The sequence below is a fragment of the Nesterenkonia salmonea genome, from assembly GCF_005771525.1.
Lineage (GTDB): Bacteria > Actinomycetota > Actinomycetes > Actinomycetales > Micrococcaceae > Nesterenkonia > Nesterenkonia salmonea.
Map to the genome: position 1 here is coordinate 1 of NZ_VAVZ01000059.1, position 11,841 is coordinate 11,841.

Consider the following 11,841-nt stretch of genomic DNA (forward strand, 5'->3'; position numbering starts at 1 on the left):
CCCCACGGGCAGCCACCCAGGAGGCCAACCGGGACACATCAGCCTCACGCCCAGGCCCACGTGTGGTTCGCCGGAAGGCCGGTGATGGGCGTGGGTCCAGGAACTCCCTCAACCCGGAGGCATCCACAGGCCGCGGCGGAGCCCCAGCGATCCGGGCCAACCGATAGGCCACAGCAGAATCCTCGTACTGGACTACTGAGGGTGGCACGATGATGTAGCCGCCATCGCCACGGAAATCTATCCCCGCGATGGCCGCCTGCCACGACCGCTGCTGCTCGGTGCCCGAGGCCACCGGGTAATAGGCATGCATCCCACCCGAGGGGGTCGAGACCAACACATCCCACCCGATCGTCAGCCCGGCACGGTTGGCTCGGCCGAACCATCGGTATCCGTCGGTCTCAGAGTGGACATCAACATCGACCACCACCAGACCCGAGACCTGCCCGGTGGGCACACCGATATTCGCCTCCGGCCATCGGCCCCACCACCGTTCAACCTGGACAGGGTCAGTGCTGGCGTCGTGGAACCCATGCTCGGTCAACGGACGCTTCGCACCCGGCACACAAGGGAATACCGGCACCCCCGCAGCAGCCAGCTGGGAGGCCACCACCGGAAGCTCCGCCTCACGAGTGTCGATCAGAACCTGGGTGAAGGAAGCAAGCCCGGCCATCACAACCCCGACCTCTCCACACCACTGGAGGCCACCGGTTCACGCCGCACCCCAGCCGGCTCCGGTATCGATCGGACCGGCCCGGTCCTCTGCACGTCTTTCGCCTCGGGGCTCTGCCGGACAGCACCACTGCGCTGGGGATGGTGACGCTCCAACCCGGGCGGGGTGCCGTCCGTCACCTGCGAGGTGTTCAACTGTTCTAGCACCGAGATGGCGGTTTTGCCGACGCGTTCACCGGTGGCTTTGACCACCTCAGCAGGCTCTTGATCCTTCACCTGCGCTGCCCACGTGGACACATACGGGATCGTGTAGTCACTGGTGTCCATCCCATGAGCGGCACCGATCATCAGCGCCACCGATTCGGCCTCAACCTCGACCACACCCCGGTGGCTACGGGCCTCCTGCTGGTTCGGCCCATGCATCAACACATGCCCCAACTCATGAGCCAGGGTCTTCACCTGCGCAGCAGGGTCCATATCCGAACGCACCGCAACCTGCTTAGCGGTGTAGTCGGTGATCCCATTGGCCCCACCCAGCTCAGCGGCACTCCCAGCCCCGACCACGGTGAATCCCTGCTCGCGGATCAGCCGGGACAACTCGGTGTGCAACCCAGCAGGGGCCTGGCCCTTCAACAGCTGCGGTGCCGGGGGCTCAGGAATCGGGTCCCCAGCGGTCTGGGCGGCATCCCACACATAGGCAGGCTTAGCCCCCACCATCCGGGAACGCACCACCTCACCCGCCCGGGGCTTCTCACCACGATCCAACCGCCTCCACGACCCAGGATCAGCAGGATCACTCGTGGCAAACCGGGCGGTGACCGGGGCATAGATCATGTAGCCCGGTTGGCCCTTCTGCACCTGTCGGCCCAACTGCTGCCACTGCCGGTACCCCGCCACATACGACGGCGACGGTTCACCCACCAGACCCTTCTCGTAAGCGTCCTGGTGCTGAGCGAAGATCAGCAGGGTGTTGTTGAACGACCGCGACCGGAACCTGGCCGCGAACGCCATCGCCTGCTGCCAGTCCTCACCCGAGACCAACTGCTCGACAGCACCGGCCAGTCGTCCGTGCAGCTCGTCGAGCTTGGCCTCTCGTCGGTCGCGAGGGGATTCTGTTCTCTGTTCTGCCATCGCCCTTGCTCCCAGGACTGATCGGCGTCGCCAGGCGGAGGAGCCTGGTGACTATCAGGTGCGCCGGGAAGACCAGCGAGACGATGACGGACATCGGAGACAACGTCTACGGCGGTGACCATCAGGGACACATGAGGTGAACCCGACAAGTCCTGTCCGGCCTATCAACCCAGGAGCCACCGGCGCAGGCCATGAACCAGCAATGTGATAAGAAGTGGCGCGGCGATGAGAAGAAGTGCATCGTCGGGCGGTATCACCGAGTTTGTGTCAGTTCTCGATACCTGGCTGGCGTCACTCCGAGATACTGACGAAAGAATCGGGCCGCATGGCCTCGGGTGTTCCACCCTACTTGGCGCATCGCCACCTCTACCGGGAGGTCGGTCTCTCGTAGAAGACGCGCCAGTTCCTCAGCCCGCAGCATTGTCAGGTAGGTTTGCGGTGTCTTGCCATATGCATCTACGAAGATCCTGTGGAACTGCGGTACCGATAAATGCACCGTCTCAGCCAGCTCGGTCAAGCTCCACCGATGGGTGAGGTCTGACCGCATCATCTCGGCTGCTCGACGGGCTTCTGGCCGCAGAGGACTTGGGACTCGGCGACGAGGTTGAGTCGGCTCAGTCGTATGACGCTGAGTGGCGCTGCGTCGGGTGGCTGAGACCTCGATGTGGGGCACGATCACTTGGATAATGCAGAGCAGGAGGCGTTCTGTAGAAATGAAGCCTCCGCTATTTTCCTGGTCGCAACTGAGTTCGGTCAGTTCATCAAGCCAGGGGATAATCTCAGTGAAGTCCTGATCGCTGAGATGAAGGATTTGGGCGGGCTCCACGTAGGGATCGTCTAGGAGTTGGCTCGCCTCCAGTCGGTGTGTCAGCACAGCTGAGTGCTGCCAGAACATCTTGTCTACTAGGTAGTCCCGGTCCAGGAAGATCGTGGTGGCTGTTACAGGTTCTTCGGGGTGACACCCTGAGAGCACGTTGGCCCCGAGCAGGAGTGCGTCGCCGGGACGCAGCGGCTGTTCGCCGAACTCGCTGTAGACGATGGCCGTTCCCGATCGTAGGAAGACCACCCGGACCCAGTCATGAGCCAGTGGTCTCAGGGCGGAGGTGTGCGTTGATGTTTCCGCGACGATGGGGCGGAAGATGAATGGAGATGCCCTTACTCCATCCATGGTTGATCCCAGGTGTCAGGACTTCACGAGGCGAGCGATCGCCGCAGAAGCTTCATTGATCTTCTCGTCAGCGGTTGCGCCTCCGACTTGCGCGGCGTGAGCCACGCAGTGTTTGAGGTGATCATTCAATAGCCCGAGCGCCACGTTCTCCAGGGCGGAAGTCAGCGCGCTGATTTGCGTGAGGATGTCGATGCAATAGGTATCTTCTTCGACCATGCGGTGGATGCCGCGCGCTTGGCCTTCAATGCGTTTCAGCCTTGCGAGGTAGCGGTCTTTGTCACTGATATAGCCGTGTTCAGCAGGTGCTTCGGTAGACATGAGGGGCCTCCTAAGTGGTGAGGTTTCGGGTGGAAACTTCTGGCCGCAAGTCCAGGCGGCGCAGTAGTTGGGCATTGAGCGCGACGACGACAGTGGAGGCTGACATCAGGATCGCGCCGATGCTCATGGGTAGGACGAATCCGATTGGAGCGAGGATTCCTGCGGCCAGGGGCACGGAGATGAGGTTGTAGCCGGCTGCCCACCAGAGGTTCTGTTTCATCTTCCGATAGCTGGAGCGAGACAGGTCGATCACCGAGAGCACGGAGCGTGGGTCGGAGCTGGCCAGGATCACCCCGGCAGAGCCGATGGCCACATCAGTTCCGGCACCGATGGCTATACCGACATCGGCTTGGGCCAGGGCTGGGGCGTCGTTGACGCCGTCGCCGACCATGGCCACCTTCTGCCCCTCCTTTTGGAGTTCCTTGACCTTGGCTGCCTTGTCTTCGGGGCGGACCCCGGCGAAGACCCGGTCGATGCCCAGTTCGGCGGCAACGGTGTCGGCGACTGCTTGGGCGTCCCCGGTGATCATGACCACCTGGACACCCACGGCGTGGAGGGCTTCGACCGTGGCGTGGGATTCAGGACGTATCTCATCGGCCAGGCGCAGGGCGCCGACGACCTCGCCGTCGACCAGGACGTGGAGGATGATCGCGCCTTCGTTCCTCCATTGCTCTGCGATGGGCAGTTCATCTTGGTGCTGCTCGCTGAGCATGTAGGGGCCACCGACCTGAATCACGGTGCCCTTGACTGTGGCACGGACCCCTACAGCTGGTGAGGATGAGAAGTCCTTAGCCGCAGGGACCTCCAGGCTGTGGTGGGATGCTGCGCCGACGATGGCCCGGGCCAGCGGGTGCTCACTGTCGGCTTCGGCCGCTGCGGCCAGAGCCAGGACCTCGTCGCCGGTATACCCCCGAGCGGGTTCGACCCCGGTGACGGTAGGTTCTCCCTTGGTCAGCGTGCCGGTCTTGTCAAACAGCACCGAGTCCACAGTGCGCATCGATTCCAGGGCCAGCCGGTCCTTGATGAGCACGCCCCCACGGGCGGCGCGTTCGGTGGCGATGGAGACCACCAGCGGGATCGCCAGACCCAGGGCGTGCGGGCAGGCGATCACCAGCACGGTGATGGTCCTCACCACAGCAGCATCAGGCATTCCCAGCACGGCCCAGGCCGCGGCAGTGATCAGTGCGGCGACCAGGGCGAACCAGAACAGCCACCCGGCTGCTGTATCGGCGGTCCGCTGAGCCCGGGAGGATGAGGCCTGGGCATCAGCGACCAGACGTTGAATACCGGCCAAGGCGGTGTCGTCTCCGGTGGCGGTAATCCGTACCCGGATACCGGAGTCAGTGGCCACCGTCCCGGCCACGACATGATCGCCTTCGTCACGACGGACAGGCTTGGACTCCCCCGTGACCATCGACTCATCCATACTCGCCGAGCCCTCAATCACCTGCCCATCAGCAGGTACAGAGGCACCGGGGCGGACGATCACCACATCATCGACAGTCAGTTCGGCCGGGGAGACCTTCTCCACCCCATGGTCGGTGACTTTCTCCGCCTCATCCGGCAGCAGCGCGGCCAGCGAATCCAGAGCTGAACTGGTCCGGGCCAAGGATCGCATCTCGATCCAGTGGCCCAGCAGCATGATCACCACCAGCAGGGCCAACTCCCACCAGAAGTTCAGCTCGTGATCCAGCAGGTGCAGGCTTGCACCCCAGGAAGCGATGAACGCCACCGTGATGGCCAGTCCGATGAGAAGCATCATCCCCGGCTTGCCAGAGCGTATCTCTGAGACCGCCCCGGTGAGGAATGGCCAACCACCCCAGGCATAGATCACTGTCCCCAGGATCGGAGAGACCCACCAGACCCACTCGGCTTCAGGTAGGTGGTAGCCGACCAGATGGGCGAACATCTCGTTGAACCCCACCACCGGCACCGCCAGGGCCAGCATGATCCAGAACAGCCGACGGAACTGCCCGACGTGATCACCATGGCCCCCGTGTCCGCTGTGGCCATGCCCGGCATGCGCGGAGTGATCATGCTGATGCTGGTCGTGGCCGTGGGCCGCGTTCTCTTGGGTGGCCTCTCCTGTGGGGTGCATCGCATGCCCATGATGAGGCTCAGAGTGGTCGTGGCCTCCCTCGGGGGCGTGCGCTCCGGCGGGGCCGTGACCGTGGCCTGAGTGGTCGTGGTGCCCGTGCTGGTGCTCAGTCATCAGGGTCCTACACTTTCTCCAGCAGGTCTTCCATCTGGTCGATCTCAGCCTGCTGGACGCTGATGATCTCCTCTGACAGTTCCAGGGCCTCAGGGCTCTCCCCGTTGGCCAGGTGGCTCTCGGCCATCGAGACCGCACCTTCGTGATGGACGATCATTTGTTCTATGAACAGGCGTGCAGCGTCATCACCCTCGGCAGCCTCGAGCTCGGCGATGTCTTCTTCGCCCATCATTCCTTCGTGGGCTTCCCCGTGGTCGTCGTGGCCGCTGTGATTGTCATCGGGTTCATGACCCCAGGCCTGGAGCCAGGAGGTCATCTGGTCAATCTCGGGCTGCTGAGCGTCCCGAATATCCTCAGCCAGAGAGACAACACTTCACAAGGACCCCGACGCCTCAGTAGCTGACATAGCAGCTGAGGCTGGTGTTGGCCGCATGACGCTCTACGGGCACTTCTAGAACCGGCCCGAACTGATCGACGCCGCCCTGGCCGAAAGTATCAAGCAAGGTGAAGAGGTGCTGAGAAGAGTTCCGCTCGACGGAGACGCAGGTAAAGCTTTCCGGCGACTGGTCGCTTCCAGTTGGACCCTGGTGGACCAGGCTCGCAACCTTCTGGCCGCTGCACAGAAGGAGCTCCCAGCGTCGCGCATCCGAGACCTCCACGAAGGGTTGAGGCGCGCATGCGAAACCTGTTGATTCGCGGCCAGCGCGAAGGTACATTCCGTGACGACTTGCCTGTCACGTGGATGCTAACCACCACCCATGTGTTGATGAACGGCGCAGCCGAAGAGGTTCGCACCGGAAGGGTAGACGCGAGGGAAGCGCCAGTGCTTATCGATGCGATTCTCACTCCAGCATTCGATACGACAGCGCCAAAAGGCGAGCCGCAATAAGAGACGCCAACCTGAGTGACCAGACCGGGAGCTTCGCGGCAGGTCGACGCCGGCAGGCTCCAGCGACGGTCCAGGCGTCCTTCCCGTATCTTCCAGTCTGCCGGGTTCACACCGGCGGCTCGGATTTCGATGGCGAGTTCCCCGGGCCCGGCATGGAGGAGGCCGATCGATCAGCTGCTGCCTCTCGGGTCCACCGTAGTCCGTGAAGACATAAACCGTGGACATGAATGGATCTCCTTGTGATCTGGACTGGGAGGGCGTCTCCATGTCCCGCGCGGGTTATCGGGACAGTAGGGATCAGGGCCGGGGCGGTTCGTCCTCACCGGCGGCTTCGGCGGCGTCAGCCTCCTTTCGGGTGGCAAAGGCGGTGCCAGCAGCGTGCTGCGGTGGACTGTAGATGGTGTACAGCACCAGCGGCTGGTCCCCGGTGTTACGGAAGTTGTGCTGGGCGCCGGCCGGTACCGCGCACTGGTCACCGGCATCGATGGGGTGCGTGTGGCCGTTGAGGTCGGCTTCTCCGCTTCCGGAGACAAACGTCAAGATCTGGTCGGTGTGTTCGTGGACCTCGTCCCCGATCTCGCCGCCGGGCGGAATGGTCATGACCACGATCTGGGCGTGCTCACCGGTCCACAGCACCTTCCGGAAGTCGGGGTTGTCCCTGGCCACCTCCGCGATGGTGAAATGCTCGACGTTGTCTCCAAGGGTGAAGCTGTTTCCGCTCATGATTCGGTTTCCTCTGGTTCGTGTAGTGATTTCGATTGTTGAGGTCTTTGAACTGCCCGGTGCCCGGGGCCGCGCGCCCGCTGTCGCTCGGTGGGGTCAGGCGGATACCTGCTCGACTGCCTGTGGGGTGGTCCGCTCGCTCTTCGGCATGGCGGTGGAGCCTCTGGTGTTGCGCAGCAGTCGCATCGCGTTGGCGATGACCACCAGTACGGAGGCTTCGTGGACGAGCATGCCGATCGACATGGTCACCCCGCCGGCGAAGACTCCCGCCAGGAGCAGCACCACGGTGATCAGGGCGATCGCGATGTTTTGCCGCATGACCGACACTGTCCGCTTGGCCAGGCCGATGGCCTCCGGGAGCTTGAGGAGGTTGTCGCCCATCAGGGCGATGTCCGCGGTCTCCACGGCCACGGCCGAGCCGGCCGCGCCCATGGCCACGCCGATATTGGCGGTGGCTAAGGCCGGGGCGTCGTTGACGCCGTCGCCGACCATGGCGATGGTGTGGCCCTGACGCTGGAGTTGGGTGACCGCGTCCAGCTTGTCCTCGGGCAGCAGGGAGGCGTGGATCTCGTCGATCCCGGTAGCCTTCCCGATGGCCTCTGCCACCAGTCGGGTATCCCCGGTGAGCATGACCACTTTCTCGACGCCGGACCGGTGCAGGCGCGCGACCATCTCGGGTGCATCCTGGCGGACCTGGTCGGCAACGGCGACGACGCCGATCACCGTCTGGTCGACCGCGACGATCATGGGCGTCTTCCCATCGGCAGCCAGGTCCTGGGCCGTCCGGGTCGCTCCGGCGACTGCGCTGTCGGGGACGCCGTACTGCTCCAGCAGCGACGGGTTGCCGATCAGCACCAGGCGGCCATCGACCTCGGACACGATGCCCTTGCCGGGGACCGGGGTGACGGTGCCGGGAACGCCCTGCGGGCCGACTCCCTCGGCGTGGGCGGTCTCCAGGATGGGACGGGCCAGCGGGTGTTCAGAGCCGGCCTCGGCGGCGGCTGCCCAGTGCAGCACCTCGGTCCGCTCCAGCGCGGGATCCAGGACGACGACATCGGTCAGCCGGGGGCGACCCTCGGTGAGCGTGCCCGTCTTGTCCACAGCCACCGCGGAGATCTTCGCCGAGGTCTCCAGGAACTCCCCGCCCTTGATCAGGATGCCGTTGCGGGCCGCGCGGCCGATGCCGGCCACGATCGCAACCGGAATGGAGATCACCAGGGCCCCCGGGCACCCGATGACCAACAAAGTCAGTGCCAGGACCACATCACCAGAGATCAGCCCGGCCACCAGCGCCAGCACCATTACGGCGGGTGTGTACCAGCGGGAAAAACGGTCGATAAAGGCCTGAGTACGGGCCTTGGCGTCTTGGGCCTCTTCCACCCGATGGATGATGCGGGCCAGGGTGGTGTCCGCGCCGATGCCGGTGGCCAGCACCTGCAGGAAGCCGCCGCGGGAGACGGTGCCGGCGAAGACCTGGCTGCCCTTGGTCTTCTCCACCGGGATCGATTCGCCGGTGATGGAGGCTTCGTCGAGGGCGCCGGTGCCGGAGACGACCTGGCCGTCCACGGGCACTTTCGCGCCGTTCTTAACCAAGACGATCTCGCCCATTCTCACCTGCCCGGCAGGGATCTCCTGTTGCTCACCCTCGCGCATGACGATTGCGGAATCCGGGGCGACGGCCACGAGTTCGGCCAGTGCCGAGCGGGTCTTGTTCAAGGTCGCAGCCTCCAGGGCGTGGCCGATCGCGAACAGGAACGTGACTGCCGCGGCCTCCCAGAAATTGCCGATGATGACCGCGCCGATCGCCGCGACCGACACGAGCAAGTCGATGCCGATGATCCTAGCGATCAGCGCGCGAACGGCCTTTACCGCGATCCTGTAGCCGGCCACCACGGCACCAGCAAGCATGAAGACATCCCCGAGAGTGAACGCCGCGCTGGCGTGGGTGGCGTGCGCGCCGGCGTCGAGCCACCACTGCGGGCCGACGATGACGTTGGCCCCACCCCCGCCCAGCCACTGTATGGCGAACGAGATGATGATAAGCACACCAGACACGACGGGAACCGACCAGTTCCCATAGACCCATTTCTGGAGCCTGTTCACTTTCGGGTACGACCTTTCTGGGTTTCGTGCCGACGGACCGGCAAAATAGAATTAGGCAAGGTTGTGCGCGAACCGGCCGTGGGCGTTGGGCTTAGAAGGCAGATGGGGCGGCCTTGTAGCCGGCCTTGGCAACGGCGGTGATGAGGTCGTCCACGGAGACGCGTGCGGCGTCGTGGTCGATTTCGACGCGAGCCGAGGCGAAATGGACCTTCACCTTCTCGACGCCCTTAAGACGGCCTACTTGCTTTTCGATCTTGGCCACGCATGAGGGGCAGGAGAAGCCCTCGGCCCTCAGGACGGTGTGGGTGGTGGTGGGAGCAGTCATTTCGGGGTCCCTTCGTCGTGATGTTCCGTCTGGACACTCTCACCCTAGGTTGGTAGCGCCCGGAACTCCTTGACGTAGGTCAAGTTTGCGCCGGCCTTGCCAGAGCACCTTTACCGCCCTTGCTACGAGACCATTGGACACATTCTGGAAGCCGGAACAGTCCCACGATGTGGGTCCCGGTAGGCTCGTCACATGGCCAAGGGAGACTTGTGCGTTACCCGAGTTCCGATCTTCCAGGGACTTACGCACCAGCAGCAGTTACACGTCGCGGAGTTCATCCGCCCGCTGTCTGTCCGTAGGGGGGAACCGGTCTATACCCCCGGAGATTCGGTCTCGCGTCTGTTGGTAGTACACAGCGGACAGCTCAAGGTCAGCCACTTAGCTGCTAATGGTCAAGAACAGGTCCTGCGCACGGTCACCGAAGGCGACGTCGTTGGTGAACGCGCCTTCCTCTCGGGGCATCGGCCGAATGACCTCCTCCTCGCGCTCGAAGACAGCCAGATGTGCGTCTTCAACCATGCCGACCTTTCGAACCTGATACGCGACTACCCTGAAATTAGCCAGCAGATGTTGCAGACTCTCTCCGATAGGCTTGCTTCCGTTGAACGGCAGTTAGTGGCCATCACTTCCAGCGATGTCACCGCCCGCGTCGCGGCGTACTTGCTCGATTTGACTAGCGCAGGGCGGGGCCGCATCCCCACTGTCCGGCTGCCTATGGCTAAGAAGGAAATCGCCACCTACTTGGGTACTACACCAGAGACACTAAGCCGGCGGCTTGCAGAACTCTCGGCCTCAGGCACCATCCAGCTCCAAGGACGTCGCGACGTCTTAGTTCTCGATCTCGACGCATTAGAACGTCTAGCGATGCCCCAATAACGGGCAGCCCCGCTCATGCATGGTTCCGCTGGGTAAGGCCCACCGTACACGTACAATTCAGTTTTACTGGCAAATAGCGAGCCACTGAGATGACGTAACGTGCTCAACCGATCGCTTCGTCATGAGTGCATCAATAACCTAAAGAACTGGGGTCTACGCCGTAGGATTGTTCGCTCAGCGCACGCCCTCGAGGATTGGTCCTGGTCCCTTCCTGATGTGACCTCACTGAACGGACGCCTGTGAAATTAGCCAGGTCCCTAGTCCGGCGGTTCGTGCATGCATCGCGAGCGCTCGTTCCTATCCTGTGCGTCGTGGCACTTTTCCAGGCGGCAATCTTCCGCCAGGTCCCAGAAGGTTGGTACTCAATGCTTCTCGGGATGGTAATCGTCGGTGCAGGCATAGCTTTGTTCCTTGAGGGCTCGAACGAAGCGTATTTCCGGTAGGGAAGTCCATCACGAATAAGCTAGTCCGGTCCGGTTCGTTATGGAAGTTGCTGCCTTTCTGCTTCGTAATTGGATTTGCCGCCGTCATCGCCGAGCCTGCCTTAATCTCCGTTGGAGATCAGGCCGAACTCGTCAGTAAGGGTCGCCTCGACAGTCTGGTCCTGCGACTGGTCATCGGCATCAGCGTGGGTTCCGTCATGGTGCTGGGGCGCTGCCCGTCTTCCTTGGTTGGCCCTTGCACCGCATCCTGATGGGCGGCTACGGGGCTGTTATCGTCCTGACCGTCACCTCTCCGCCCGAAGTCGCCAGCTCGCCTTCGACTCCGGCGGGGTGACGACCAACATCGTCACCGTACCTCTCATCGCCGCTATCGGCATCGGATTGGCTGCGTCCATCGGCGGCCGAAGCCTACTGCGGGACGGCTTCGGCTTGGTCGCACTCTGTGTAACGGTGCCCTAGTCAGCGTTCAGCTCTACGGGGTCGTGGTCTACCAGTTCGGTGAAGTTCAGACCGTAACCACCGTTGCAGATGAGGGCTCATCATCCTGGTGGGTCAACTTTGTCGTCGGCCTGGGAACCGTTGTGCGTGATGCCCTGCCCTGTTCGTTGGGGCGCAGACGGCCCTCATCATGTTGCCCCCCGAGGACAAGGTCAAGCCGGTCATGTCATCCTTGAACCAAGTCATCTACGAGGGTGAGGACAAGCACCGTATCTGCTTCGCAGTGCCGGTGGAACGGATCTCTCTGTCCCAGCTGAGCGACCCGGACTCCTTAGGGGGCAGTCGCCATTCCGGAGCTTAGCCTCTAGGGCTGTACGCGTTGGAGCCGCTGCCATACCCAGGCAGCCCGTTACCGTCTTCACTTAACTATGCCATTCCTTGAACCACATCCATGCTCCGGAAACTTATCTACAAGAGTGCCACGCCTCTTGCAGATCGAGGGCGAGCGGGCATTATCGCCGCAGAAGTTACAGGCTGTGGACGTAA

14 protein-coding genes and 2 pseudogenes are annotated in these 11,841 nt (G+C 63.0%); 6 read left to right on the top strand and 10 right to left on the bottom strand.

The annotated features are described in order from the left end of the window. The 6 genes from FEF26_RS14430 to FEF26_RS14455 all read right to left on the bottom strand — a co-directional run. A partial coding sequence (locus tag FEF26_RS14430; protein WP_138254241.1) for a bifunctional DNA primase/polymerase occupies positions 1-670 on the bottom strand: 670 nt, incomplete at its 3' end. Continuing rightward, a complete protein-coding gene (locus FEF26_RS14435) occupies positions 670-1,800 on the bottom strand; it encodes an ArdC-like ssDNA-binding domain-containing protein (protein WP_138254242.1) in 1,131 nt (376 codons plus the stop codon). The genes FEF26_RS14435 and FEF26_RS14430, both read right to left, overlap by 1 nt. Positions 1,801-2,053: 253 nt before the next feature. Next, a complete protein-coding gene (locus FEF26_RS14440) occupies positions 2,054-2,968 on the bottom strand; it encodes a helix-turn-helix domain-containing protein (protein WP_138254243.1) in 915 nt (304 codons plus the stop codon). 15 nt (positions 2,969-2,983) lie between these two features. After that, a complete protein-coding gene (locus FEF26_RS14445; protein WP_138254244.1) occupies positions 2,984-3,286 on the bottom strand; it encodes a metal-sensitive transcriptional regulator in 303 nt (100 codons plus the stop codon). A 10-nt stretch (positions 3,287-3,296) separates the two neighbouring features. Continuing rightward, positions 3,297-5,498 (bottom strand): heavy metal translocating P-type ATPase, encoded by a 2,202-nt coding sequence (locus FEF26_RS14450; protein WP_166433058.1) that lies wholly within the window; start codon positions 5,496-5,498, stop codon positions 3,297-3,299. 7 nt (positions 5,499-5,505) lie between these two features. Beyond that, positions 5,506-5,814, bottom strand: a complete 309-nt coding sequence (locus tag FEF26_RS14455; RefSeq protein WP_243730607.1) for a DUF305 domain-containing protein — start codon at positions 5,812-5,814, stop codon at positions 5,506-5,508. A 31-nt stretch (positions 5,815-5,845) separates the two neighbouring features. Here FEF26_RS14455 and FEF26_RS16155 point away from each other — a divergent pair, with 31 nt between their 5' ends. Further along, positions 5,846-5,953: a TetR family transcriptional regulator gene (locus FEF26_RS16155; protein WP_243730609.1), complete on the top strand. Its 108-nt coding sequence runs from the start codon at positions 5,846-5,848 to the stop codon at positions 5,951-5,953. Positions 5,954-6,174: 221 nt separating this feature from the next. Beyond that, complete coding sequence (locus tag FEF26_RS16160) at positions 6,175-6,387, top strand: hypothetical protein (RefSeq protein ID WP_243730608.1); 213 nt, start codon at positions 6,175-6,177, stop codon at positions 6,385-6,387. A gap of 26 nt (positions 6,388-6,413) precedes the next feature. Here FEF26_RS16160 and FEF26_RS16440 read toward each other — a convergent pair. From FEF26_RS16440 to FEF26_RS14480, 4 genes and pseudogenes are all read right to left on the bottom strand, one after another. Further along, a pseudogene (locus FEF26_RS16440) lies at positions 6,414-6,497 on the bottom strand (hypothetical protein); the annotation flags it as partial. A 187-nt stretch (positions 6,498-6,684) separates the two neighbouring features. Beyond that, complete coding sequence (locus tag FEF26_RS14470) at positions 6,685-7,110, bottom strand: cupin domain-containing protein (RefSeq protein WP_138254246.1); 426 nt, start codon at positions 7,108-7,110, stop codon at positions 6,685-6,687. Positions 7,111-7,206: 96 nt separating this feature from the next. Next, positions 7,207-9,213, bottom strand: a complete 2,007-nt coding sequence (locus FEF26_RS14475) for a heavy metal translocating P-type ATPase (protein WP_138254247.1) — start codon at positions 9,211-9,213, stop codon at positions 7,207-7,209. Positions 9,214-9,304: 91 nt separating this feature from the next. Then, positions 9,305-9,538: a heavy-metal-associated domain-containing protein gene (locus FEF26_RS14480; protein WP_138254248.1), complete on the bottom strand. Its 234-nt coding sequence runs from the start codon at positions 9,536-9,538 to the stop codon at positions 9,305-9,307. Between the two features lie 192 nt (positions 9,539-9,730). Here FEF26_RS14480 and FEF26_RS14485 point away from each other — a divergent pair, with 192 nt between their 5' ends. From FEF26_RS14485 to FEF26_RS15815, 4 genes and pseudogenes are all read left to right on the top strand, one after another. Continuing rightward, positions 9,731-10,414 carry a Crp/Fnr family transcriptional regulator gene (locus tag FEF26_RS14485; protein ID WP_138254249.1) on the top strand — a complete coding sequence of 228 codons (684 nt, stop codon included), beginning with the start codon at positions 9,731-9,733 and terminating at the stop codon, positions 10,412-10,414. 427 nt (positions 10,415-10,841) lie between these two features. Continuing rightward, positions 10,842-11,108 (top strand): annotated as a pseudogene (locus tag FEF26_RS16445) (DUF1538 family protein); the annotation flags it as partial. After that, the gene (locus FEF26_RS16300) at positions 11,086-11,316 is read left to right on the top strand and encodes a DUF1538 family protein (protein ID WP_138254250.1); all 231 of its coding nucleotides are present in this window, start codon (positions 11,086-11,088) and stop codon (positions 11,314-11,316) included. The pseudogene FEF26_RS16445 and the gene FEF26_RS16300, both read left to right, overlap by 23 nt. Before the next feature lie 202 nt (positions 11,317-11,518). Next, positions 11,519-11,656 carry a hypothetical protein gene (locus FEF26_RS15815; RefSeq protein WP_166433060.1) on the top strand — a complete coding sequence of 46 codons (138 nt, stop codon included), beginning with the start codon at positions 11,519-11,521 and terminating at the stop codon, positions 11,654-11,656. Positions 11,657-11,841: the final 185 nt, after the last annotated feature.

Coding starts and splice junctions, on each gene's coding strand:
- FEF26_RS14480 (WP_138254248.1), bottom strand. CDS start 9,538: ATGACTGCTCCCACCACCACCCACACCGTCCTGAGGGCCGAGGGCTTC.
- FEF26_RS16160 (WP_243730608.1), top strand. CDS start 6,175: ATGCGAAACCTGTTGATTCGCGGCCAGCGCGAAGGTACATTCCGTGAC.
- FEF26_RS14445 (WP_138254244.1), bottom strand. CDS start 3,286: ATGTCTACCGAAGCACCTGCTGAACACGGCTATATCAGTGACAAAGAC.
- FEF26_RS14435 (WP_138254242.1), bottom strand. CDS start 1,800: ATGGCAGAACAGAGAACAGAATCCCCTCGCGACCGACGAGAGGCCAAG.
- FEF26_RS14450 (WP_166433058.1), bottom strand. CDS start 5,498: ATGACTGAGCACCAGCACGGGCACCACGACCACTCAGGCCACGGTCAC.
- FEF26_RS15815 (WP_166433060.1), top strand. CDS start 11,519: ATGTCATCCTTGAACCAAGTCATCTACGAGGGTGAGGACAAGCACCGT.
- FEF26_RS14470 (WP_138254246.1), bottom strand. CDS start 7,110: ATGAGCGGAAACAGCTTCACCCTTGGAGACAACGTCGAGCATTTCACC.
- FEF26_RS14485 (WP_138254249.1), top strand. CDS start 9,731: ATGGCCAAGGGAGACTTGTGCGTTACCCGAGTTCCGATCTTCCAGGGA.
- FEF26_RS14455 (WP_243730607.1), bottom strand. CDS start 5,814: ATGACCTCCTGGCTCCAGGCCTGGGGTCATGAACCCGATGACAATCAC.
- FEF26_RS14440 (WP_138254243.1), bottom strand. CDS start 2,968: ATGGATGGAGTAAGGGCATCTCCATTCATCTTCCGCCCCATCGTCGCG.